The 24235-nt window shown below is 67.7% G+C and carries 19 protein-coding genes; 16 read left to right on the forward strand and 3 right to left on the reverse strand.

What is annotated here, in order from left to right:
* Window positions 1-184: 184 nt before the first annotated feature.
* The 8 genes from KCG88_RS01880 (at window position 185) to KCG88_RS01915 (ending at window position 10041) form a co-directional block, all read left to right on the forward strand.
* On the forward strand, window positions 185-2707 hold the full coding sequence (locus tag KCG88_RS01880) for a TonB-dependent receptor (RefSeq protein WP_210711606.1): 2523 nt from the start codon (window positions 185-187) through the stop codon (window positions 2705-2707).
* A 39-nt stretch (window positions 2708-2746) separates the two neighbouring features.
* A complete protein-coding gene (locus KCG88_RS01885; RefSeq protein ID WP_047337216.1) occupies window positions 2747-4669 on the forward strand; it encodes a phytase in 1923 nt (640 codons plus the stop codon).
* Window positions 4670-4750: 81 nt separating this feature from the next.
* Window positions 4751-5461, forward strand: a complete 711-nt coding sequence (gene tolQ / locus KCG88_RS01890) for a protein TolQ (protein ID WP_047287796.1) — start codon at window positions 4751-4753, stop codon at window positions 5459-5461.
* Between the two features lie 16 nt (window positions 5462-5477).
* Window positions 5478-5924: a protein TolR gene (gene tolR / locus KCG88_RS01895; RefSeq protein WP_047287795.1), complete on the forward strand. Its 447-nt coding sequence runs from the start codon at window positions 5478-5480 to the stop codon at window positions 5922-5924.
* Window positions 5921-6730 (forward strand): energy transducer TonB, encoded by an 810-nt coding sequence (locus KCG88_RS01900; protein WP_210711607.1) that lies wholly within the window; start codon window positions 5921-5923, stop codon window positions 6728-6730. The genes tolR and KCG88_RS01900 overlap by 4 nt, the downstream gene beginning before the upstream one ends.
* Before the next feature lie 197 nt (window positions 6731-6927).
* Entirely contained in the window at window positions 6928-7335 is a 408-nt protein-coding gene (locus tag KCG88_RS01905) for a c-type cytochrome (RefSeq protein ID WP_047287792.1), read from the forward strand.
* Between the two features lie 86 nt (window positions 7336-7421).
* Complete coding sequence (locus tag KCG88_RS01910) at window positions 7422-8750, forward strand: D-arabinono-1,4-lactone oxidase (RefSeq protein ID WP_210712124.1); 1329 nt, start codon at window positions 7422-7424, stop codon at window positions 8748-8750.
* Window positions 8751-8835: 85 nt separating this feature from the next.
* On the forward strand, window positions 8836-10041 hold the full coding sequence (locus KCG88_RS01915) for a DSD1 family PLP-dependent enzyme (protein ID WP_199522620.1): 1206 nt from the start codon (window positions 8836-8838) through the stop codon (window positions 10039-10041).
* 195 nt (window positions 10042-10236) lie between these two features.
* Here KCG88_RS01915 and KCG88_RS01920 read toward each other — a convergent pair whose 3' ends face one another.
* On the reverse strand, window positions 10237-11181 hold the full coding sequence (locus KCG88_RS01920; RefSeq protein WP_210711608.1) for a transporter: 945 nt from the start codon (window positions 11179-11181) through the stop codon (window positions 10237-10239).
* 260 nt (window positions 11182-11441) lie between these two features.
* Here KCG88_RS01920 and KCG88_RS01925 point away from each other — a divergent pair, with 260 nt between their 5' ends.
* The 3 genes from KCG88_RS01925 (at window position 11442) to KCG88_RS01935 (ending at window position 14641) form a co-directional block, all read left to right on the forward strand.
* Complete coding sequence (locus tag KCG88_RS01925) at window positions 11442-12479, forward strand: AraC family transcriptional regulator (RefSeq protein WP_047287784.1); 1038 nt, start codon at window positions 11442-11444, stop codon at window positions 12477-12479.
* Between the two features lie 288 nt (window positions 12480-12767).
* Window positions 12768-13655, forward strand: coding sequence for a Dyp-type peroxidase (locus tag KCG88_RS01930; protein WP_047287782.1), 888 nt, complete (start codon window positions 12768-12770; stop codon window positions 13653-13655).
* A 17-nt stretch (window positions 13656-13672) separates the two neighbouring features.
* Entirely contained in the window at window positions 13673-14641 is a 969-nt protein-coding gene (locus KCG88_RS01935) for a Gfo/Idh/MocA family oxidoreductase (RefSeq protein WP_210712125.1), read from the forward strand.
* A gap of 70 nt (window positions 14642-14711) precedes the next feature.
* Here KCG88_RS01935 and KCG88_RS01940 read toward each other — a convergent pair whose 3' ends face one another.
* Window positions 14712-15449, reverse strand: a complete 738-nt coding sequence (locus KCG88_RS01940; RefSeq protein ID WP_047287778.1) for a TorF family putative porin — start codon at window positions 15447-15449, stop codon at window positions 14712-14714.
* 102 nt (window positions 15450-15551) lie between these two features.
* The gene (locus KCG88_RS01945) at window positions 15552-17294 is read right to left on the reverse strand and encodes an amidohydrolase (protein ID WP_210711609.1); all 1743 of its coding nucleotides are present in this window, start codon (window positions 17292-17294) and stop codon (window positions 15552-15554) included.
* A 103-nt stretch (window positions 17295-17397) separates the two neighbouring features.
* Between KCG88_RS01945 and KCG88_RS01950 the strand changes: the two genes are divergently transcribed.
* From KCG88_RS01950 to KCG88_RS01970, 5 genes are read left to right on the forward strand one after another with little or no spacing between them, the layout of a single operon-like run.
* Window positions 17398-18315, forward strand: coding sequence for a LysR family transcriptional regulator (locus KCG88_RS01950; RefSeq protein WP_047337207.1), 918 nt, complete (start codon window positions 17398-17400; stop codon window positions 18313-18315).
* A gap of 38 nt (window positions 18316-18353) precedes the next feature.
* Window positions 18354-18971, forward strand: a complete 618-nt coding sequence (gene lexA, locus KCG88_RS01955; protein WP_047337206.1) for a transcriptional repressor LexA — start codon at window positions 18354-18356, stop codon at window positions 18969-18971.
* Window positions 18971-19588 (forward strand): translesion DNA synthesis-associated protein ImuA, encoded by a 618-nt coding sequence (imuA, locus tag KCG88_RS01960; RefSeq protein WP_047287769.1) that lies wholly within the window; start codon window positions 18971-18973, stop codon window positions 19586-19588. Before lexA ends, imuA begins: the two co-directional genes overlap by 1 nt.
* 7 nt (window positions 19589-19595) lie before the next feature.
* Window positions 19596-21011 carry a DNA polymerase Y family protein gene (locus KCG88_RS01965; RefSeq protein WP_210711610.1) on the forward strand — a complete coding sequence of 472 codons (1416 nt, stop codon included), beginning with the start codon at window positions 19596-19598 and terminating at the stop codon, window positions 21009-21011.
* A complete protein-coding gene (locus KCG88_RS01970; protein ID WP_047287764.1) occupies window positions 21008-24112 on the forward strand; it encodes an error-prone DNA polymerase in 3105 nt (1034 codons plus the stop codon). The genes KCG88_RS01965 and KCG88_RS01970 overlap by 4 nt, the downstream gene beginning before the upstream one ends.
* The last annotated feature ends 123 nt before the right edge of the window (window positions 24113-24235 follow it).

A 24235-nucleotide genomic window follows, 5' to 3' on the forward strand; every position in this document is an offset into this window, starting at 1 on the left:
CCTGCGCCAGGCGGGGGATAGGGGTCAATTCAGCTCATTTGTCGGGGCAAAAGCCGGGCAATGGGGCGTTTTGGCCCGTTGCCGTCCAGGCCTGTCACAGAACCGTCATTCCCCGACCCTAGCGTGCCCTCCCAGTTGCCGGGCCTCTTGCCCGGCGTTAGCGGACTCTTGGGGGAGGACCATCATGTACAAGCGCAGCAGTCCCGGGCTTGTCAGCTTTACCTTGACCGCGCTGGCCATGGCCATCGCCAGTGAACGCTTGAGCGCTGCGGAACCTGCGGCCACCGAGCATGTGGAAGTGGTGGGCCAGGCCGCCAGCATCGACCAGGCGCTCAAGGAGCAGCGGCGCTCGGACAGTATCGAAAGCGTGGTGCACGCCGACGGCGTGGCCCAATTGCCGGACCAGAACGTCGCCGAGGCGGCGCAGCGCCTGCCGGGCATCAGCATCGAGCGCGACCAGGGCGAAGGGCGCTTTGTCAGCGTCCGCGGCCTGGGCCCGGATCTCAACAGCGTGACCATCAACGGCACCCTGGTGCCCTCGCCGGAAAGCGCGCGCCGGGCCGTGGCCCTGGATGTGCTGCCCTCGGAGCTGGTGCAGTCGCTGTCGGTGATCAAGACCCTGACCCCGGACATGGACGCCAACTCCCTGGGCGGCACCGTGGATGTGAAAAGCCTCTCGGCCTTCGACCACAAGGGCCTGTTCTACACCGGCAGCAGCGAGGCCAGCTACGACCAGAACACGCGCCAGACCAGCCCGAAATTCTCCGGCGCGGCGAGCAACCGCTTCAGCCTCGGCGACGGCATCGACAACTTCGGCGTGGCCGCCGCCCTGAGCTGGCAGAAGCGCGATTTCGGTTCCGACAACGTCGAGACCGGTGGCGCCTGGGACTTCGAACAAGGCGCCAAGCTGCAGGAATTCGAGCAGCGCGACTACGCCATCAGCCGCGAGCGCGCCGGTGGCGGCCTGAACTTCGACTACAAGCCCGACGACAGCAGCAGCTACTACCTGCGCACCCTGTACAGCCGCTACAAGGACAGCGAGACCCGCAACTCCACCAGCATCGAGTTCGCCGATCCCCTGGCCGCCGGCGAGCGCGGCGACGCCGAGGCCAAGCGCAAGCTCAAGCAGCGCGAGGAAACCCAGGAGATCCAGTCCTACGTGTTCGGCGGCGAGCGCCAGATCGGCCTGTGGACCCTCAGCGGCCAGACCGGCTACAGCCGCTCCAGCGAAGACAGCCCGGCGCATATCGCCGGGGCCACCTTCAAGGCCAACAGCGATTTTTCCGACAGCGGCTTTTACGACAACGGCAAGCCGCGCCCGGTGATCGGCGCCGGTTTCTATGACCCGGCCAACTTCACCCTGGACAAGGTCGACTGGGAAAAGCAGAACACCACCGACACCGAGAAGAACCTGCGCCTGGACCTGGCCCGGGACTATGACCTGAGTGGCTACGCCGCGCAGTTCAAGTTCGGCGGCAAAGTCAGCCGACGCAACAAGGACAACGACCTGGAAGCCTGGGCCTACAAGGACTTCGATACCCTGGGCTTTACCGACCAGCAGCTCAACCTCGGGCAGTTCCAGAAGGGCAACGTGGACTATTCCCTCGGCCGCTTCGGCCCGGGCATCAGTGGCGGCGCCATCAAGCAACTGATCGGCGGCCTGAATCCGGCGGCCTTCTATGACGAGGAAGAATCCCGGGTCAACGACTTCAAGATCCGCGAAGACATCAACGCCGGCTACTTCATGAACACCCTGGACATCGACGACTGGCGCTTCATCGCCGGCCTGCGCTACGAGGGCACCGAGTTCGAGGCCAAGGGCACCGGGGTCACCGACGGCGCCTTCACCGCCACCGACACCCAACGCCGCTACCAGCACTGGCTGCCGGGGCTGCACGCGCGCTACCAGCTGGACAAGAACACCCAGGTCCGCGCGGCCTGGACCAAGAGCGTGGTGCGCCCAACCTTCGGCCAACTGGCCCCGGGCTTTGTCATCGACGGCGACGAGGCGACCTTCGGCAACCCCGACCTCAAGCCCCTGGAGTCGAGCAACCTGGACCTGGGCATCGAGCACTACATGGGCCATGCCGGCACCGTCTCGGCCTTCGTGTTCTACAAAGACATCCAGAACTTCGTCTACAACACCGACCTGGCCGGCACCGGCGCCTGGAGCGGGTTCTCCGAGGCGCACACCTTCGCCAACGGCGACAGCGCCAAGTTGTACGGCCTGGAGCTGGCCTATTCGCAGAAATTCGACTGGCTGCCGGCACCCTGGAACGGCCTGCTGCTGGGCGCCAACAGCACCTTCAGCCGCTCCAGTGCGAGCATCGAGGGCTTCGACCAGAAGGCCGGGGTCAACCGCAAGCGCGACATCGACCTGCCCAACCAGTCGGACACCGTGGGCAACCTGATGCTCGGCTGGGAAGACGACAAACTCAGCCTGCGCCTGTCGGCCAACTACAAGTCGGCCTACCTCTATGAGCTGGCGTCCATCAGCGACAAGGCCCACGACCTGCATGTGGATGCCCAGACCTTCGTCGATTTCAGCGCCAAGTATTCCCTGACCAAGAACCTGCAACTGAGCTTCGAGGCGCAGAACCTCACCGACCAGCCGTACTTCGTCTACACCGGCAACCGCTCCTACAACGCCCAGTACGAGGAATACGGCCCGACCTACAAGCTCGGCCTGACCTTCACCCATTTCTAAGTAGCGGGCCCTTGCCCGACCGCACACCCAAGGATTGTGATGAGCACTGTATCGACCGCAAGAAACCGCCTGCTGGCCCTGTGCATTGGCTTGACCTGTGGCGCCGCCCTGGCGGCCCCCAGCGTGCCCGGCCTGAACCTCAAGCCCTGGGCCGAGCAGACCCCGGGCGTTACCGGCCTGGGTTTTGTGCCCGCCGGCACAGGCGCCGACCGGCTGCTGGCCAGCGAACGCGAAGGCCTGTTGCTGCTGGATGAACAGGGCCGCCAGCTGGCCCGCTTCAAGGGCTCGTTCAACGGCCTGGACAGCCGCGCCGCTGGTGGGCAACTGCTGGTGGCCAGCCTCGACAACCAGCGCCAGCAGGCGCTGCTGCTGAGTCTCGACCCGGCCAGCCGCACCTGGGGCCAGCCGCTGTACCTGCCCACTCGGGACTACCCGGTCAACGGCCTGTGCCTGTACCGCGACGAGGCCAGCAACCTGTTCCTGTTCCTGGTGGGCGAGGAGGGCAAGGGCGAGCAGTGGCTGGTGGGCCACGGCGCGCAGTTGAGCGCCGAGCCGCAGCGGGTACGTGGCCTGCCGCTGCCGCCGGAGGCCAAGTTCTGCCAGGTGGACGACGCCGCCCAGCAACTGCTGGTCAATGAACAGAATGTCGGCTGGTGGGCCTACCCGGCCCATGCCGAAGCCGACACCGCGCGCCAGCCGGTGGCCCTGCGCGCGCCCTTCGGCGATATCAAGAAGAGCGCCGGAGCCATGGCCCTGGTGCCGGGCGGGGTGTTGGGCCTGGACCCGAAGGCCGCACAACTGCACCTCTATCAGCAGCAGGAAAAAGGCTGGCGGGCCCAGGCCACGTTGCCCCTGGCCGGCCTCAAGGAACCGGAAAACATTGCCCTGCGCGCCAGCGACAAAGGCTTGCAGGTCTTGCTGCGCGATGACGAGGACGGGCGCCTGTACCAGGGCCAGTTGAACTGGCAGGCCACCCCGGTGGCCCTGCCGCCGGTATTGCCCACCGTACAGGCGGCGGCGCAGAGCGAGCCGGTGGGGCGCCAGGGCGATGCCGCCGATGACCCGGCGATCTGGGTCCACCCGCAGCAGCCCTCCCTGAGCCGGGTGCTGGGCACCAACAAGAAACAGGGCCTGCTGGCCTACGACCTGCAGGGCAAGCTGTTGCAGGAGCTGGCAGTGGGGCGCCTGAACAACGTCGATGTGCGGCCCAATTTCCAGCTCGGCGAGCGCCGTGTGGACCTGGCCGTGGCCAGTAACCGCGACCGCAACAGCCTCAGCCTGTTCGCCATCGACCGCGCCAGCGGCGAGCTGAGCGAGGCCGGGGAGGTGCCCACGCCGCTCAAGGAAATCTACGGTATTTGCCTGTTCCAGCCAGCCAGCGGCGAGATCTACGCCATTGCCAACGACAAGGACGGCACCTTCGTCCAGTACCGCCTGAGCGCCCCCGGTGGCAACGCCCAGGGTGAGCTGGTGCGCCAGTTCAAGGTGGCCAGCCAGCCCGAGGGCTGCGTCGCCGACGACCAGCGCCAGCGCCTGTTCCTCGGTGAAGAGGACGTCGGCGTGTGGGCAGTGGATGCCCGGCCCGAGCAGCCGGCGACCCTGCACAGTGTGATTAAGGTCGGCGGCCTGTTGCAGGCCGATGTCGAGGGCTTGGCCCTGTACCAGAGCAACGCCCGCGACTACCTGGTGATTTCCAGCCAGGGCAACGACAGCTACCTGGTGCTGGATGCCGAACCGCCGTTCGCTTCCCACGGCGCTTTCCGGGTCAGCCTCAATGCCCGCGCGGGGATCGACGGCGCCTCGGAAACCGACGGCCTGGAAGTCACCTCGGCCAACCTCGGCGGGCCCTGGAGCCAGGGGCTGTTGGTGGTCCAGGACGGACGCAAGCGCATGCCCGAGCAGACCCAGAACTTCAAGTTCGTGCCCTGGGCCGAGGTCACCCAGGCCCTGAAGCTGCCCTGAGCCGGCGGTCATCACCTTGTCATTTGAATGTCATCGAATAGCCCCGCCAGCCCAGGCGGGCACCCGAGAAGGAGTTTCACCATGCAGGCCACACTCGAACACATGAGCATCTGGGGGCTGATCAGCGATGCCAGCCTGTTGGTCAAGGCGGTGATGCTGACCTTGCTTCTGGCGTCCTTGCTCAGCTGGTACCTGATCATCCAGCGTGGCGCCGTGCTGCGCGGTCGTGAGCAGCGCTTCCAGGCTTTCATCCAGCGTTTTCGCGCCGCCCCCGAGCTGCTGCCGCTGTACCGCGAAGTGGCCAAGGACAGCGACGCCGAAGGCGGCGTGGAGCCGATCTTTGCCGCCGGCTACCAGGAGTTCAGCCACCTGCGCGGCCAGCCCGGCAGTGCCGGCGAAGGCGTGCTGGAAGGCGTGGAACGGGCCTTGTACGTGGCCATCAGCGAGCAGGAAACCCGCTTGGAAAAAGGCCTGCAGTTTCTCGCTACGGTGGGTTCGGTAAGCCCCTATATCGGCCTGTTCGGCACCGTGTGGGGGATCATGAACTCCTTCCTCGGCCTGTCCCAGGTGCAGCAGGCGACCCTGTCCACCGTGGCCCCGGGCATTGCCGAGGCGCTGATCGCCACCGCCATCGGCCTGTTCGCGGCCATCCCTGCGGTGATTGCCTACAACCGCTTTTCGGCCCGCAGCCAGACCCTGCTGACCCGCTACTACGCCTTTGGCAATGAACTGCAAGTACGCCTGCATCGCACCTTGCAGGGCACCCCGAGCCACCTGGCCGTGGCCGCCTGAGAGAAGGAGCAAGCCGATGTTGACCCGGCCGCAACGCAAGCACGGACCCAAGGCGGAAATGAACGTGGTGCCCTACATCGACGTGATGCTGGTGCTGCTGGTGATCTTCATGGTCACCGCGCCGATGCTCACCCAGGGGGTGAAGATCGAATTGCCCAAGGTCGCCAGCGAAGCCCTGGCCACCGACAGCCGCCAGCAGATCCTCACCCTGTCGGTGCAGGCCGGTGGCGGCTACTACTGGAACCTGGGCAGCGAACTGGACACCCGGAACCACACCGACAGCGCCGTGGACCTTGAGCAGATGCGCGCCAAGGTGGCCCAGGTAATTGCCCAGCGCGGCGACACCCAGGTGTACATCCGCGCCGACCAGGACGCCGCCTATTCCAGCGTGGTGGCGGCCATGGCCGCGTTGCAGCAGGGCGGGGTGCACAACCTGGGGCTGGTGACCGAGGCCCCGCAATGACGGCGATGATCATGCACAACCCCACCGCGATGCCCCTGCGGCCCCAGGCGTCCGGCTTCTGGCGCAACAGCCTGGCGGCCAGCCTGGCCCTGGCCCTGCACGCCGGAGTGCTGGTGGCGCTGGTGCTGGGCTGGTCGGTGGACAAGCCGCAGGTCGAGACGCCCCCGGTACTGGCCACCCAACTGGTGATGCTGGCGCCGCCTGCCGCCCCTGCGCAACCGCTGCCGGCGGTGGCCGAGGTGGCGCCACCGCCACCGCCTGCGGCTGCGCCGGAACCGGCCAAGCCCCGGGTTGACCCCCAGGTCCAGGCGCAGAAGCTGGAGCAGGCGGCCCTGGCGCGCAAGCGTGTGGAAGACAAGAAACGTGAGCAGGTGCAGGAGCAGCAGCGCCAGCAGCGCGAGCGCCTGGAGGCCGAGCAGCGCCAGCGCGATACCGAGCAACGTGTGGCCCAGGAACATGCGCAGGCCCAGCGCGCCGAACAGTCGCGGCTGGCCGCCGAGCGCGCGCGCCAGCAGGCGGCCCAGGCGGCAGCCGACAGCCGCCAGTACCAGCCCTTGAGCAAGGAGGCCCCGGATTACCCGCAACGGGCCCTGGACAAGAACCTGGAAGGCGACTGCACCGTGGAATACAGCGTCAACCCCCAGGGGCGGGTGGAGAACCCCAAGGTCATCGACGGTTGCCACCCCCTGTTCATGCGCCCGTCCCTGGCGGCGGTGGCGACCTTCCGTTACCAGCCACGGTTGATCGACGGCCAGGCGGTAACGGTGCCGGCGGTGCGCAACACCTTCCACTACCGGATCAAGTAAGGCGCGGGGCAGGCATGGGCCCGTTGCCATGCAGGCAGCTTCGGGCTGACCGTGCGCGCCCTGGCTGGCCGAGCCTGTCCCCTTGGCTGGCCGCCAATGCCCTCAACCCCGGGGCGCGGGTGTCTTAGTGTGGCCGGGTGTGGTCCGCCGCTGTCGCCGGGGCGGGCCCCTTGCCCTGGCCGCACTGAGGACCGCCGATGCCCACTGTCACCCCCGCCTGTTCGCGCCCGTTGCGGCGCCACTCTTGGCTACCGATTCGTAGCGCCCTGGGCCTGGCCCTGGGGCTGCTGCTGAGCGCCTGCGGCGAGGCTGAACCGCCTGCTGCCGTGCGCCTCGACGCCGCCCGCCAGCGCCCGGCCGACCCGGCCCTGGCCCAGGTCTACGCCAGCAGCTGCCAGCTGTGCCATGCCAACCCGGCCTCCGGCGCACCCCTGGCCGGCGATGCCAAGGCCTGGGCGCCGCGCCTGGCCCAGGGCGCCGACACCCTGCTGGACCACAGCATCAACGGCTACCAGGGCATGCCGCCCATGGGCCAGTGCATGCAGTGCAGCGAAGAGCAGTTCCTGGCCTTGATCAGCTTCATGTCCGGCCATTCATTCCAATAAAAAGCACAGGTTCCCCCTTCATGGTCATGCACCTTTCCCGACGCCGGCTGCTGCAAGGGGCCGGCGCCCTCGGCGCGTTCAGCGCGCTGTGCAGCAATCCGCTGCTGGCCGAACTGGCCCGCGCCCCGCGGCTGATTCCCTGGCGCAACTGGTCCGGCGCGCAAAGCTGCCTGCCCCAGGCGCGGCTGGCGCCCAAGGACCTGGATGAGCTGCGCCAGGTGATCCGCCAGGCCCCGGGCAAGATCCGCCCGGTGGGTGCCGGGCACTCCTTCAGCGCCCTGGTGCCCACCGACGGCACCTTGGTGTCCCTGGCCTATTTCAACGGCCTGCTGGACCACGACCCCAAGACCCTGCAAGCCGAATTCGCCGCCGGCACGCCCATGTCGCTGATGGGCCCGGCGCTCAAGGAGGTGGGGCAGGCGCTGTGGAACATGGCGGATATCGACTACCAGACCCTGGCCGGGGCGATTGCCACTTCCACCCACGGCACCGGGGTCGGCTTCGGCTCCTATTCGTCCCGGGTCTGCGGGCTGCAACTGGTGACCGCCAGCGGCGAAGTGCTGGACTGCGACCCCCGGCGCAACGCCGAGGTGTTCCACGCCGCCCGGGTGTCCCTCGGCGCGCTGGGGGTGGCGACCCGGGTGCGCCTGCAGAACCGCGAGGCTTATCGCCTGCGGGAAAAACAGTGGATCGGCAAGACCGAGGAACTGCTGGAGGACATGGACAACCTGACCCGCGACAACCAGCACTGGGAAATGCTCGTGGTCACCCACTCCGACTACGCCCTGGCGGTGGCCCTGAACGAAACCACGGAGCCGCCGACCCCGCCCACCGATCCGGCCGAGGAGGGCGGCAACGAGTTCGTCAACCTGATCGAAAACCTCGACAAGTACGTCAGCGACTTCCCCGAGACCCGTCGCCACCTGCTCAACAGCCTGCGCTGGCTGGCGCGCTTCGATGAGCGGGTGGGGGATTCCTACCAGATCTACGCCAACGTGCGCAGCGTGCGCTTCAACGAAATGGAGTACTCGGTGCCGGCGCACCTGGGGCCGGCGTGCCTGCGGGAAATCCTCGCGCTGATCCGCGACAAGGACCTGCGCACCTGGTTTCCCATCGAGTACCGCTACGTCAAGGCCGACGACATTCCCCTGAGCATGTTCGAAGGTCGCGACAGCTGTTCGATCTCGGTGCACCAGCACTACAGCATGGACCACCACAACTTCTTCGCCGCCGTGGAGCCGATCTTCTGGAAGTACCAGGGGCGCCCGCACTGGGGCAAGCACCACAGCCTCAACGCCCGCACCCTGCAGGGGCTGTACCCGCAATGGTCGGCCTTCGCCAGGGTGCGCCAGGCGCTGGACCCGCAAGGCAAATTCATCAACGCCCACCTGGCCTCGGTGCTGGGTGTGGCTTGAACAGGAGAGGCGCACAATGAACCGTCGTCATTTCATGGCCGGCACCCTGGGGGCCGGCGTCTTGCTGGCCGGTGTCGGCGCCTGGCTGCGGCCCGGCGACCGGGGCCAGCCCTACAGCCCGTACTTCGCCGAGCTCAATCGCGAGCTCAAGGCCCACGGGCCGATGCAACCGGTGATGCTGATCGACCTCGATCGCCTGGACCACAACATCGATGTGGTCATGCAGTCGGTGCAGCGCGGCGGCAAGCACCTGCGCCTGGTGGAAAAATCCCTGCCATCGCCCGGGCTTCTGGCCTATATCGCCCAGCGCGCCGGTACCCGGCGCCTGATGTCCTTCCACCAGCCGTTTCTCAACCACGACGCCGAGGTATTTGCCGACGCCGATATCCTCTTGGGCAAGCCCCTGCCGATCCGCGCCGTCGAGCTGTTCTACCAGCAACTCAAGGGGCCGTTCGACCCGCGCCGGCAACTGCAATGGCTGCTCGATACCCCTGAGCGCCTGCAGCAGTACCTGGCGCTGGCCCAGGGCCTGGGCACGCGGATGCGCATCAACATCGAACTGGATGTGGGGCTGCACCGTGGCGGCGTGGCGGACCATGCCGTGCTCGGGCAGATGCTGGCGCTGATCAGCGCCCACCCGCAGCACCTGGAGTTTGCCGGGTTCATGGGCTACGACCCCTTTGTCGACATGGGCGTGCCGGGGATTCTGGGCTCGCCGCAAAGCCTGTTTGACCAGGTCATGGCGCTCTACAACGGCTTTGTCGACTTCACCCGCCAGCAGTACCCGGCGCTGTGGCACGCCGGCCTGACCCTCAATACCGCCGGCAGCCCCAGCTACCGCCGGCACGAGCAGGAGTCCCTGAGCAGCGAAGTGTCAGTGGGCACCGCACTGCTCAAGCCCAGCCACTACGACCTGGCGTCCCTGGAGCAGCACGTGCCGGCCGCCTTTATCGCCACCCCGGTGCTCAAGAGTACCGGGCCGGTGCGGATCCCGGCCCTGGACGACAGGTCGCGGCTGTTCTCCTGGTGGGACCGCAACCAGCGCCAGACCTTCTTCATCTATGGCGGCCACTGGCTGGCGGATTTCGAATCGCCGGCGGGTCTGCAGAGCAACGAGCTGTTCGGTCGCAGCTCCAACCAGGAGATGGTCAACGGCTCCCGCGCCGTGGGTTTGCAAGTGGACGACCAGGTCTTCCTGCGCCCGCAGCAGAGCGAAGCGGTGCTGCTGCAGTTTGGCGACCTGCTGGCCCTGCGCGGCGGGCGCATTGTCGAACGCTGGCCGGTGTACTGATCCCACGTATAGCCCTTGCCTGGCGATCCTCCGTCGCAGCGCTGTCGGCCTTAAGAACGCCGCGTCCCTACGGGCCGTTCGCAGCCTGCGGCAGCGGCTACAGGAAACGCGGCCCGGGGCAACCGTCTGTAGCCGCTGCCGAGCCTTGGCGAGGCTGCGCAAAGGCCCGCAGCGGCTTCAAGGCTGCCGCGGGTTTCACAGGGCAAAGGGAATGGTCAGCTTGGCCCAGAGCATGTCGCCCTCGGGGCGGTTTTCCACGTCGAACTCCTTGGCCCAGCGGATCTCGGCGCTGGCGTACTTGAGAAAGCGCAGGTGCAGCGCCGGACCGATGGCGAACACTTGCCCGCGTACCCCGTCACTCACGTCCTCGCCCATGAAGGTCACGGTCTTGCCGTTCTGTTTGTCGTCGGTGGTCTGCTTCAGGTAGTAGCCGTTGAGCCCCAGGCTCAGGTCGTCGGTCAGGCGGTAGCTGGCCGAATAGTCCAAGTGCACGATCTGCCCGGAACGGTAGTGGGTGGCGTGGTTCTCCTGGTTGAAGCTGTAGGTGCTCTTGAACGACAGCTCGGTGCGTTCGCTGGGCAGCCAGGTCATGGAGAACAGCGGCTTGTAGGTGGTGAAGTTGTTGCTGGTGTTGGCCAGCCGGTCGGCATCGTACTGCCCGGTGGGCAGGGTCACTTCCACGGCCGCGCCCAGGGTCAGGTCGGGGCCCATGTCCCACAGGATGATCGGCGCGAAGGTGGTATCGCCCATGCTTTCGCGGCGGTCGCTCTGGCCGTACAGCGACACCTGCTGGCGCAGGTAGGGCTGGGCCACGTAGCCCCCCAGGCGCCCGCCCAGGACCCGCAGCGGGCTCAGGTAGTCCAGGCGCGGGATGATCGCGTCGGAGGTGATCCTGACCTCCTGGACCTTGCCGCCAAAGGAGCTGATGTCGAGCTTCCTGGCCTGGTAATGGTTGTAGTAGAGGTTGAAGGCGAACATGTGCTCCGGGAGCTGGTCGGGGCTCAGGGGCAGCACGTAGAAGCCGTCGGTGCCGGGGCCGATATTGTCGACCCCGGATTCGGTGGCCTGGACATTGAGGCTGGCGCAGGCGGCCAGGGCCACGCCCAGGTGCAGGGAGCGAGTGAGGCGGGTCGGGTGCATGGTTGGACTCATTCTTATTGTTAGTGGGGGCGCGGCGGCAGGCACGCCGCCCGCCCCATAGAAATAAGCCCTGGGCCGGGCGCGGGGCAGGGTATTGGCGGACAGGGAGGGGGACTTTGTCGGACACTTTGCAATGCTTTGTTACATTCCCCCGTAAAACCCCAGGCAACGGGATATGCTTGAACCGCCGGTGAAGCCTTGGCACCGGTGCCTGACCGACAATAAAAACAGCCGCTCAAGCGGCCCGGAAGCCCACTCCCATGCAGATCAAAGCCGCCGATGCCCACGACCAGCTGGCCCTGGTTTCACCCTTCCTGCTGCAGACCCTGGCGGATGTCGCCGAAGCCAAGGGCGTCAGCGCCGAGCGCCTGTGTCGCGGCCTGGGCTTTACCCTGGACGACCTGCAGGACCCGACCCTGCGCATCTCCTATCGCCAGGCGGTGGCGATGATCGAACGTGCCCTGGCGGCATTGCCGCAGCAGGGCCTGGGACTCTGGGTCGGCAGCCGCAATGTGCTGGGCACCCTGGGCCTGCTGGGGCATGCGTTGTCGTTGTGCCGGACCCTGGGCGACGCCTTCGAGCTGGGCATCCGCCATCAGCACACCTCCGGCACCATCGTCAGCGCCGATGTCGGGCGCCAGGGCGACGAGTTCTTTGTCGAGCTGCAATGCCGCCTGCCCTACGGCGAGGTGCAGATCTTTGCCGCGGAAGAGTTCTTCGCCAGCCTGCTGATCTATGGCCGGGCCCTGGTCAGCGCGGATTTCCAGGCCCTGCGGGTGGAGTTCATGCACGCCGCGCCGGCCTATGCCGAGCTCTATACCCGGTTGCTGGGCCCCCACGTGCAGTTCGGCTGCCTGCAGGCGCGCATGGTGATCGAGGCCCGCTGGTTGCAGGCGCCGCTGCCCAACCATCATCCGGTAGCGCTGCGCCAGGCACTCAAGCTGCTGGAACTGGAAAGCGCCCAGGTGCACCAGAAGATGGACCTGATCCAGGCGGTGGAACGCGCCCTGAGCCGGGACCTGCGGGCCGGCAGCCATATCGAGCAGGTGGCGGGGGATTTGAACATGAGCGGGCGCACCCTGCGCCGGCGCCTGACCGAGCACGGCCTGACCTTCGAGGCGCTGCTGGAGCGGGTGCGCCAGGCGCGAACCCTGAACCTCTTGGGCAACCCGGAGCTGTCCATCGAACGCATCACCGAAGAGGTCGGCTACAGCGACGTGCGCAGCTTCCGCCGGGCTTTCAAGCGCTGGACCGGCCTGAGCCCCAGCGCCTTTCGCGAAGAGGCGGCGCTGCATTGACCGCCCCTGTAGCCGCTGCCGAGCCTGCGAGGCTGCGCAAAGGCCCGCAGGGCCTTGCTTGGCGACCTCCCGTCGAACCTTGAGCGGCCTCAAGCTCCCCGCATCTGCTGCGTTGCAATGCCGCCCATGCCGTTCTCAGCCTGCGGCAGCGGCTGCACAACCCCGGCCCGGCCTTTTCACCACGGCCTTGCAACGTCGCCGCGCAAGCGGCGACAAGCCTTGCCCGTTTCGACGCTGACGCCGGCAGCCCATGGCGGTAAACTCCTGCGCCTTTATTCAGGAGTTCCCATGAGTTACTACCAGCCCGGCATCCTCGCTGCACCCGTTCCGTCCCAGGCCCGCCACCTGTTCTTTGCCCTTGAGTCCATCGAGGCGTTGCCCCAGGCCCTCGACCAGTTGCTGGCACGGGTGGATGGCGCAACGGCGGTGGCAGGTTTTGGCGCGTCACTGGTCAAGGCCCTGGGCGCGCGAGTGCAGGGGCTCAAGGCGTTCCCGGCGCTGACCGGCGTGGGCGTGGACAACCCTTCGACCCAGCATGCGCTGTGGGTCTGGCTGCACGGTGATGATCGCGGCGAGCTGCTGCACCGCAGCAACGAGCTGGCGGCCGCCCTGGCCCCGGCCTTGCGCCTGGTCGGCATGAACGAGACCTTCCGCCACAAGACCGGCCACGACCTCACCGGTTATGAAGACGGCACCGAAAACCCTCAGGACGAAGCCGCCGTGGCCGCCGCACTGGCCGAGGGCGAAGACGGCCTGCGCGGTGGCAGCTTTGCCGCGATCCAGCAGTGGCAGCACGACTTCCAGGGGTTTGCCGCGATGCACCAGCAAGAGCGCGACCACATCATGGGCCGGCGTCTGAGCGACAACGAAGAACTGGACGACGCGCCGGTCTCGGCCCACGTCAAGCGCACCGCCCAGGAAAGCTTCGCCCCGGAAGCCTTTCTCGTGCGCCGCTCGATGCCGTGGATCGAAGGTGACAAGGGTGGCCTGATGTTCCTTGCCTTCGGCCACACCCTGAACGCCTTCGAAGCCCAGCTGCGGCGCATGAGCGGCCTGGAAGACGGCATCACCGACGGCCTGTACCGCATGAGCCGGCCGATCACTGGCGGCTACTACTGGTGCCCGCCGCTGCACAACGGCCAGCTCGACCTGCGCGCGCTGCAAGCGCCGAAATGAACACCGGGGCCGAGCCGCTGCGGACCGTGCGCTGGGGCATGATCGGTTGCGGCAGTGTCACCGAGCGCAAGAGTGGCCCGGCCTTCTACAAGGTTCCGGGGTCGGCGCTGGTGGCGGTGATGGGGCGCCGTGCCGAGGTGGTGCGCGACTATGCGCAGCGCCACGGCATTGCCCGCTGGTACACCGATGCCCAGGCCCTGATCGACGACCCCGAGGTGGACGCGGTGTACATCGCCACGCCCCCCGACAGCCATTACGCCTATAGCCTGCAAGTGGCCGCCGCCGGCAAGCATTGCTGTGTGGAAAAACCCATGGCCCTGCATGCCGGGCAAAGCCTGGCCATGCAGCAGGCCTTCGAGCAGGCCGGGCTGCATCTGTTCGTGGCCTATTACCGGCGTTCCTTGCCGCGCTTTGCGCAGGTGCGGCAATGGCTGGCGGATGGGCGCATCGGGGAGGTCCGGCACCTGCACTGGAGCCTGAGCAAGGCGGCCTCCGAGGCCGACCGCAGCGGCGCGGCCAACTGGCGGACCGACCCGCAAGTGGCCGGCGGCGGCTATTTCGCCGATTTGGCCAGCCATGGCCTGGACCTGTTCCAGTACCTGCTGGGCGATATCGTCGAGGTGGCCGGCTTCAGCACCCGCCAGGCCGGGCTGTATGCCGCCGAGGATGCGGTCAGCGCCAGCTGGCGCTTCGCCTGTGGGGCCCTGGGCAGCGGCGCCTGGAACTTCGTCGCCGACCGCCGGGTGGACCGGGTGGAAATCATCGGCAGCCAGGGGCGCATCACTTTTTCCGTGTTCGACGAGCATCCGCTGCAACTTGAAGCCGAAGAGACCCTGAACCTGTTCATCGACAACCCCGCGCACATCCAGTGGCACCACGTGCAGGGCATGAACGCCCATATCCGCGGCCAGATCCGGCACCCGGCCCTGGCCAGCGAAGCCCTGAAGACCGACCGGGTGATGGACCGCATCCTGCAGCGCGGCTGATCCCTGTGCGCATGCCTGTCGGGCCTCTTCGCCGGCAAGCCGGCTCTTGCGTGGGCGGGTGGTTTGTCGTTCAGAAGGTCTTCTTGACGCTGGCCACCCAGGTCGCTCCGCACAGGTCGCTGAAGCCGTAGTTGCTGGTGCACTGGCTGCGGGACAGGTCGGTGTCGATGTAGCTCAGGCCCAGTTCCAGCCCGGCCATTTCCCGGGTCAGTTTGGCTTCCCATTCGTGGTAGCTGTCCTCGCCCTGGCCCGAGGCGCGGATCAGCCGCGGGTCCTTGAAGTCCATCTGGCCGTAGCGCAGTTGCAGCCCCAGTTCCAGGGGCAGTCGGGTCTCGTAGCCAAGGTAGCGGTACAGGGTGCTCTGCTGGCTGTCGATGCCGGGGGCATCGTCGGAATAATAGGCCCCCAGCTTGACCCCGTAGACGCTGAGGATGCCGTACACCTCGCTCTGGTTGAACTGGGCTTCCCGGGGGTAGCTGTACTTCAGGTAGCCCAGGTCCAGGCTGATGTCTGCGCTGGCCTGCCACAGCCAGCCGCCGTAGTAGTCGACTTCCTGGCGGGTCTTGAGGCCGCCGCCGAAATCGACGTTGGAGCTCCAGGTGCCCAGGTACAGGCCACTGCTGTGCAGCAGGGTCACGGCCGCCTGGGCCGCGGGGTCGTTCTGGGTCTGGGAGATGCCGCGGGTGCGGTAGTCGCTGGCCAGGGTCAGCTCCAGTTCCACGGCCAGGTCGTCGGTCAGGGGCAGGGCGTGGCCGGCCTGCGGCAGCAGGCACACGGCGCCCAGGGTGAGCAGGGTGAGGGTCTTCATGGGGTTCCCGTTGTTGTGATTGTTATGGGGGGAGCGGGCAAGGCGGCGCCGAGCCCCGGCGTCACCAGGGCGCGGGGCAGGCGGTGCAACGATGGGGCGGGGTCAGAGTGGGCGGCTGTAGACCTCGCGGCCGGCGAACCAGGTCTGCAGCACCTGGGTTTCATGCAGGGCCTTTTCATCCACGGCAAACACGTCGCGGTCGAGGATGATGAAGTCGGCCTGCTTGCCGGCCGTCAGCGAGCCGATCTGCTGTTCCAGGCCCAGGGTGCGCGCGGCATTCTGGGTGTAGGCATAGAACAGGGTTTCGCGGTCCAGGCGTTCGTCGGCGTTGAGCACCCCCAGTGGCCCCTGGCGGGTGATGGCCTGGGCCATGGCGTTCCACGGGTTGGGCGACGACACCGGCCAGTCGCTGGCGCCGGCGAGGGTCGCGCTCTGCTTGAGCAGCGAGTGCGCCGGGTACTGGTAGCGGAACGCCAGGGCACTGACGTAGGGCTTGATCATGTCCAGGGTGTAGTCGTCGGCCGAGGCCCAGAGCAGTTGCATCGAGGCAATCACGTTGAGCGGCTTGAAGCGGGCGAACTCCTTGGGGTTGACCATCTGCAAGTGGGTGATGGAGTGGCTGATGCCGCTCTGGCGATCCTTGCGCGCCTGCTCGATGCCGTTCAGCGACTCACGCACCGCACGGTCGCCGATGGCGTGGATGTGCACCAGCCAGCCGCGCTGGTCGATGGCACTGACCAGTTCGCCAAAATGCGCCGGGTCGATCAGCAGTTCGCCGGGTTTGTGCGAGTTGCTGTAAGGCTCGAGCATCGCCGCGCTCTGCGCCGGGTATTCGATCACCCCGTCGGCGAAGATCTTGATGCCCGGCAGGGTCAGGTTGGGAATGCCCTGGAACTGTTGGCGCACTTTGTCCAGGGTGTCGAGGTCGGCCGGCCGGCTGCGGGGGTTGGCCACCAGCAGGGCGGCGACGTGGGCGGTCATAGCGCCGCTCTCGGCCAGGGCCTTGTAGGCCGGCAGCACGCCGACGGTGTGCTCGGTGGGCTTGAGGGCGAACAGCGCTTCGCCGGGGGCGGCGTTGGCGGCCGGGTCCATCCAGGCGGTAATTCCCAGGCTGTTGTTGTAGTGCAGGGCCGACTGCGCGGCGCGCAGCATCTGCTCGGGCCCCGGCACCGGCATTTTCGCGGCCACCCGGTCCCAGCCGGCGTCCACCAGGAAGCCGTTGGGGCGGCCGTCGGGCAGTTGGCCGATGGTGCCGCGCTCGGCTTCGGGCAGGCTCTTGAGCAGGGCGTCGTCGATGCCGGCGCGCTGGAGCATGCGGTCATTGGCCCAGGCGGTATGGTGATCGCTGCCGGTGAACACCACCGGCACGCTGGCCCATTCACCCTGGTTGAAGCGCTGGCCCAGGGCTTGGGCCTGGGCCCAGTAGGCCGAGCTCATGCCGGCGATGCTGAGCACGTCGGCATGCCGGGCGCTGCCGTCGTCACGCCAGGCGCGCAGGCGTTTTTCCAGTTCGTCGAGGCTGACCACCTCGTCCTGCAGGTTGGCGCCGGTCATTTCCAGGCCACCGAAGATGGCGTGGGAGTGGGTGTCGATCAGGCCCGGCATCAGGGTCTTGCCGCCCAGGTCGACGACCCGGGTGTGGCTGTCGATCAGCGCCTTGATCTGCGCATCGCTGCCGGCTTGCAGGACCTTGCCGTTTTCCACCGCCAGGGCCTGGACCTTGGGCTGGGCGCGGTCGGCGGTGAACACCTGGCCGTTGAGCAGCACCAGGTCGGCGGCGGCCATGGCTTCCAACGAGGCAAAACTCATGGCAGCCAGCAACAGCGTCGGGGTCAATCTTTTCATTGAACATTTCCTTGTTATTGCGTCTGATCGCCAGCTTAGGGACTGCCCGCAGCGGGCAGAATGGCTGCTTCACGAAAAACATTTTTGCCTGGGTGGAAAAACCATGGACAAGTTGAATGCCTTGAAGATGTTCGTGGCGACTGCCCAGCTGGGCAGTTTCAGCCGGGCGGCGGAGCAGTTGGGCAAGACCCCTTCGGCCCTGACCAAGGCGGTCAACCACTTGGAGGCCGAGCTGGGTTCGCGCTTGTTCGAGCGCAGTACCCGGCGCATCGTGCTCACCGAAATCGGCCGGCTCTACCTGGAAACCGCGCGCCAGGTGCTGCAGCGCCTGGAAGAGGTGGGCGAGGAGGTGGAGCAGTTGCAGCATGGCCTGCGCGGCAACCTCAAGATCACCGCGCCGCTGGCCTACGGCCAGGCGTTTCTGGATCAGGTATGTGGCGGTTTTCTTGAGCAGTACCCGCAGATCGACCTGCAAGTGGACCTGTGCGATGAGTTCGTCAACCTGCTGGAAAGCGGCTACGACCTGGCCCTGCGCGAAGGCCATGACGACCTGCCGGGGCTGATTGCCCGGGTGGTCGGGAGCAACCGCCTGGCCCTGTGCGCCAGCCCGGCCTACCTGGCGCGCAAGGGCCGGCCGGTGACCCCGCAGACCCTGGAAGAGCATGAATGGCTGTTGTATCGCCACCCCTTGCTCAGCCGGGAGTTCTGGTGGGCCGAGCGCGACGGCCAGCGCCTGAGCCTGCCCCAGCCCCAGGCGCCACGCCTGCGCAGTGACAATTACGACCTGCTGCTGGCCAATGCCCTGGCCGGGCGCGGCCTGCTGCACACGCCGCTGTGGAGCGCCGCGCCGTACCTGGCCGACGGGCGCCTGGTGCGGGTGATGGCCGACTACGCGATCGACCCGGACAGCTTCGGGCCGCACATCCTCGCGGTCTACCCCAGTCACCGGCGGGCGACCGCCAAGGTGCAGGCATTCATCGACTATGTCAGCGGCTTCCTGGCCAGCCGTGGCCTGGACTGATTGGCGGTTCTTGTCAGATAAATCCGAGAGGAGTACAAATGTACTCCATGACGACTTTATCTCCCCGCCGCAGTGCCATCCTGACCTTTATCCGCGAACGCATCGCCGATCACGGCCAGCCCCCGAGCCTTGCTGAAATCAGCCAGGCGTTCGGTTTCGCCTCGCGCAGCGTGGCGCGCAAGCATGTGCTGGCGCTGACCGAGGCCGGGTTCATCGAGGTCAACCCGCATCAGGCCCGGGGCATTCGCCTGCTCAACCAGCCGCGGCGCCCCGAGCTGCTGGAGATCCCGGTGCTGGGGCGGGTGGCCGCCGGAGCGCCGATTGGCGTCGATGCCGACATACACGGCCAGTTGCTGCTGGACCCGGGGATGTTTTCCCGCACTCCGGATTACCTGCTGCGGGTCCAGGGCGATTCGATGATCGACGACGGCATCTTCGACGGTGATCTGGTGGCAGTGCGCCGCAGCAGTGAGGCGCGCAACGGCCAGACCGTGATCGCCCGCCTCGACGGTGAGGTCACCATCAAGCGTTTCGAGCGCAAGGGGCAGGGCATTCGCCTGTTGCCGCGCAACCCGGCCTACCAGCCGATCGAGGTCACGGCCGACCACGAACTGTTTATCGAAGGCGTGTTCTGCGGTCTGGTGAGGCAAGGCTGATGGGCGCCGTGGTCGCACTGGATTCGCTGTTCAATGCCGGGCGGGTGTGGAAAGGCCGCCCGGCCGCCGCGCCTGCCAGCCCGCAGCCCACCGGCCATGCCGCCCTGGATGCGGTGCTGCCCACGGGCGGCTGGCCGGAGGCGGCGCTGACCGAAATCCTCATTGCCGCCCAGGGGCTGGGCGAGCTGCAACTGCTGTGGCCGAGCCTGGCGCGGCTGAGCGCGGCGGGGGAGCGCATCGTGCTGGTGGCGCCGCCGTTCGTGCCCTATCCCCAGGCCTGGCAGAACGCCGGGGTGGATGTGCGCCAGTTGTCGATCATCCAGGCCGGGGAGCGTGATGCCCTGTGGGCCGCCGAGCAGTGCCTGCGTTCCGGCAGTTGCGGCGCGGTGCTGTGCTGGCCGCAGCAAGCCGACGATCGCGCCCTGCGGCGCCTGCAGGTAGCGGCGGAAAGCGGCCAGACCCTGGCCTTTGCCTACCGGCCCCTGGACGCTGCGCACAACCCCTCGCCGGCGGCCCTGCGAATTGCCGTGCAAGGCCGCCCCGGGCAGTTGCGGGTGCTCAAGTGCCGGGGCGGGCTGGCCCATCCGGCGCCTATCGCCTGGCCCGCCGGGCACTGAGGTTGGCATGCGTTGGGTGTGCATCCTGTTCCCGCAATTGGCGCTGGACGCAGCCTTGCGTCAGTGCGCCGAGCCCGAAGCGCCCCTGGCGCTGCTCAGCGGCACCCCGCAGCGCCGGGTGATCCAGGCGGTGAACGGCGCCGCCCGCGAGCTGGGCCTGCGCCCCGGGCAATCGCTGACCGCCGCCCAGGCCCTGACCAAGGCCTTTGCCAGCGCCGAATACGACCCCCGGAAGATCGAGCACTGGCAGCAGTTTCTTGCGGCCTGGGCCTATGGCTTCAGCTCCCAGGTCAGCGTCGCCTACCCGCGCACCCTGGTGCTGGAGATCGAATCCAGCCTGGGCCTGTTCGGCCCCTGGCCGCAGTTGGAAGCGCGCCTGCGCCGTGAATTGCAGGCCCTGGGCTTTCGCCACCGGATCGTCGCCGCCCCCAATCCAGCGGCGGCCCGGGTCCTGGCCAATGCCTATGACGGCTTGGCGGTGGCCGACGGCGCGGCCCTGGCCCAGGCCCTGGGGGCCATGCCCATCGAGCGCCTGGGGCTGGCCCCGGAGCAGGCCACGGCCCTGTCGCGCATGGGGGTGCGCAGCTTCCAGCAACTGCGGGAGCTGCCCCGGCCCAGCCTGGCCCGGCGTTTTGACGGCCGCTTGCTCAAGCACCTGGATACCCTGCTTGGCGAGCGCCCGCTGGGGCTGGCCTTCTATCAGCCGCCGGACCGCTTCGACCTGCGCATCGAGCTGAATTTCGATGTGCAGTCCCATCAGGCGCTGCTGTTTCCCCTGCGCCGGCTCACCGCCGACCTGGCGGCCTTTCTCTGTGGCCGCGACAGTGGCGTGCAGCGCTTTGCCCTGCACCTGGAGCACGCCGAGGGCGCCGACACCCTGATTCCGGTGGGGCTGCTCAGCGCCGAGCGCGACCCGGCGATGCTGTTCGAGCTGGCCCGCGGGCGCCTGGAACAGATCCAGGTACCGGCGCCGGTGCGCAACCTGCGGCTGGTGGCCGAGGACCTGCCGCTGTTCGTGCCCCGGCACACGGAACTGTTCGACGAGCGCCCGCAGCAGAACCTGCCTTGGGAGCAGTTGCGCGAACGCCTGCGGGCGCGCCTGGGGGATGATGCGGTGCAGGGCCTGGGGCATCGCGCCGATCACCGCCCGGAGCGCAGTTGGCAGGCGCAGACCGATTCGCGCCCGTGCCCGGCCACCCCCGGGCTGCGCCGCCCCGGCTGGCTGTTCACCGAGCCCCGGGTGCTGGGCGAGGGCTCGGTGCGCATCCTCATGGGCCCGGAGCGCATCGAGTCCGGCTGGTGGGACGGCGCCGATGTGCGCCGCGACTACTACCTGATCGAAACCGCCGCCGGCCAGCAGGGCTGGGCCTATCGTCAGGTGGGCGAGCCCGGTCCGCTGCTGTTGCAGGGCTGGTTCGCATGAGCGCCTACGCCGAGCTGCACTGCCTGTCCAACTTCAGCTTCCAGCGCGGCGCCTCCAGTGCCGCCGAATTGTTCCAGCGCGCTGCGGCGCTGGGTTACCAGGCCCTGGCGATCACCGACGAGTGCACCCTGGCGGGGATTGTCCGCGCCTGGCAGGCCTCTCGCGACAGCGGCCTGAAGCTGATCGTCGGCAGTGAAATGCAGGTCGAGGACGGCCCGCGCCTGGTGCTGCTGGTGGAAGACCTGGCGGGTTACCAGGGCCTGTGCCGGTTGATCACCCAGGCCCGGCGCCGGGCCGAGAAGGGCAGCTATCGCCTGCTGCGCGAAGACTTTGCCGCACCGCTGCCGGGGCTGCTGGCCCTGTGGCTGGCGGACGATGGCCCGGCGGCAGAGCACGGCCACTGGCTGCGCCAGATATTCCCCGAGCGCCTGTGGCTGGCGCTGGAACTGCATTGCGGCCAGGACGATGCCCGGCACCTGCAACAGCAACTGGCCCAGGCCCGGCAATTGGGGCTGCCAGCCGTGGCCTGTGGCGATGTGCACATGCATGTGCGCGGGCGCCGGGCGCTGCAGGACACCATGACCGCGATCCGCCATCACCTGCCGGTGGCCGAGGCTGGGCAGCGCCTGTTCGCCAATGGCGAGCGCCACCTGCGGCCCATCGACGTGCTGCAAGGCCTGTACCCCCAAACCCTGCTCGACGAGTCGCTGACCATCGCCGGGCGCTGCGCTTTCGACCTCGGCCAGCTGCGCTACCAATACCCCCGGGAGCTGGTGCCCGAGGGGCATGATGCCGGGTCCTGGCTGCGGGTGCTGACCCAGCGCGGCATTCTGCGGCGCTGGCCGAACGGGGCCCGGGCCGAGGTGCTGAAGCAGATCGACAAGGAGCTCACGCTGATCTGTGACCTGGGCTACGAGAGTTATTTCCTCACCGTGCACGACATCGTCGACTTCGCCCGGCGCCAGCACATCCTCTGCCAGGGCCGGGGTTCGGCGGCCAACTCGGTGGTGTGTTTCGTCCTCGGCATCACCGAGATCGACCCGGACCGCTCGACCCTGCTGTTCGAGCGCTTTTTGTCGCGCGAACGCAACGAGCCGCCGGACATCGACGTCGACTTCGAGCACGAGCGCCGCGAAGAGGTGCTGCAGTATGTGTTCCAGCGCTATGGCCGGCACCGCGCGGCGCTGACCGCGGTGGTCAGCACCTACCACGGCGCCGGGGCGGTGCGGGATGTGGCCAAGGCCCTGGGCTTGCCGCCGGATCAGGTCAATGCCCTGGCCGACTGTTGCGGCCATTGGAGTGATACGCCGCCCAGCGTCGAGCGCCTGCAGGAGGCCGGGTTCGACCCCCAGAGCCCGGTGCTGCGCCGGGTGCTGAGCCTGACCGGGCAGTTGATCGGCTTTCCCCGGCACCTGTCCCAGCACCCCGGCGGTTTCGTGATTTCCGAGCAGCCCCTGGACCACCTGGTGCCGGTGGAGAACGCGACCATGGCCGAGCGCACGGTGATTCAGTGGGACAAGGACGACCTGGACATGGTCGGCCTGCTCAAGGTGGACATCCTCGCCCTGGGCATGCTCAGCGCCATCCGCCGCTGTTTCGACCTGATCCATGGCTACCGCGGCCAGCGCTACAGCCTCACCAGCATTCCGCCTGAAGATCCCGCCACCTACGAAATGATCGGCCGCGCCGACACCATCGGCGTGTTCCAGATCGAGTCCCGGGCGCAGATGTCGATGCTGCCCCGGCTCAAGCCGCAGAACTTCTACGACCTGGTGATCGAGGTGGCCATCGTTCGCCCGGGGCCGATCCAGGGCGGCATGGTCCATCCCTACCTGCGCCGGCGTAACCGTGAAGAACCGGAGACGTATCCATCGCCGAAGCTGGAAGCGGTGCTCAAGCGCACCCTGGGGGTGCCGCTGTTTCAGGAGCAGGTGATGCAGATCGCCATTGTCGCCGCCGACTACACCCCGGGCGAGGCCGACCAGTTGCGCCGCTCCATGGCCGCCTGGAAGCGCCACGGCGGCCTGGAGCCGCACCGCGAACGGCTGCGCCGGGGGATGAACCGCAATGGCTACAGCGATGAATTCGCGGCGCAGATCTTCGAGCAGATCAAGGGCTTTGGCAGCTACGGCTTTCCCGAATCCCATGCCGCCAGCTTTGCCTTGCTGACCTACGCCAGTTGCTGGCTCAAGTGCCACGAACCGGCGGCCTTCGCCTGTGCCCTGATCAACAGCTGGCCCATGGGCTTCTACAGCCCCGACCAGATCCTCCAGGACGCCCGGCGCCATGGTTTGCAGATTCTTGCGGTGGATGTGGGCGCCAGTGACTGGGACTGCAGCCTGGAGCCGATTCCTGCCCAGCCTGCACGCCCTGGAAATGGCCCGCCCGGGCAGCCGGCCCTGCGCCTGGGGCTGCGGATGATCAAGGGCTTTCGCGAGGACGATGCCCGGCGCATCGAACGTGCCCGCCGGCAACGGGCCTTTGTCGATATCGCCGACCTGGGCGAGCGGGCCCGCCTGGATGTCCGCGCCCAGGAATTGCTGGCCGATGCCGGCGCCTTGCAGGCGCTGGCCGGGGATCGCTACCGGGCCCGCTGGGAAGTGGCCGGGGTGGAAAGACAACTGGGGCTGTTCGCCGGCCTGCCGAGCCAGGAGGAAGCGCCGGTAGCATTGCCCCGGCCCAGTGTGGGCGAAGACCTGCAGGCGGATTACCACAGCCTGGGCACCACCCTCGGGCCGCACCCCCTGGCACTGCTGCGCCCGCAGCTTGCGGCCCGGCGCTGCCGCAGCTCGCGCGACTTGCTGGCGGTGGAGCACGGGCGTTCGGTGAGCGTGGCCGGGCTGGTCACCGGGCGCCAGCGGCCGGGCACCGCCAGCGGGGTGACCTTCGTGACCCTGGAAGACGAGTTCGGCAACGTCAATGTGGTGGTCTGGCGCGACCTGGCCGAGCGCCAGCGCCGGGTGCTGGTGGGCGCGCAGTTGCTCAAGGTCGACGGCACCCTGGAAACCGAGGGCGAGGTGCGCCACCTGATTGCCGGGCGCCTGAGTGACCTGAGCCCGCTGCTGGATGGCATCAGCGTGCGCAGTCGGGATTTTCGCTGAGGGATCAGGCACTTGCCCGACGTGCTCGGGCGGGCCGGGGAATCAAGCAGTCAATGCGCTGGCGCCAAGGTTTTTTATTCCTTTTCGCAATGATGGCGCTTTGGCATAATCGCCGCCGATGAT

It is taken from the genome of Pseudomonas sp. MWU349, from assembly GCF_017947325.1.
In the GTDB taxonomy this organism is placed as follows: Bacteria; Pseudomonadota; Gammaproteobacteria; order Pseudomonadales; family Pseudomonadaceae; genus Aquipseudomonas; species Aquipseudomonas protegens.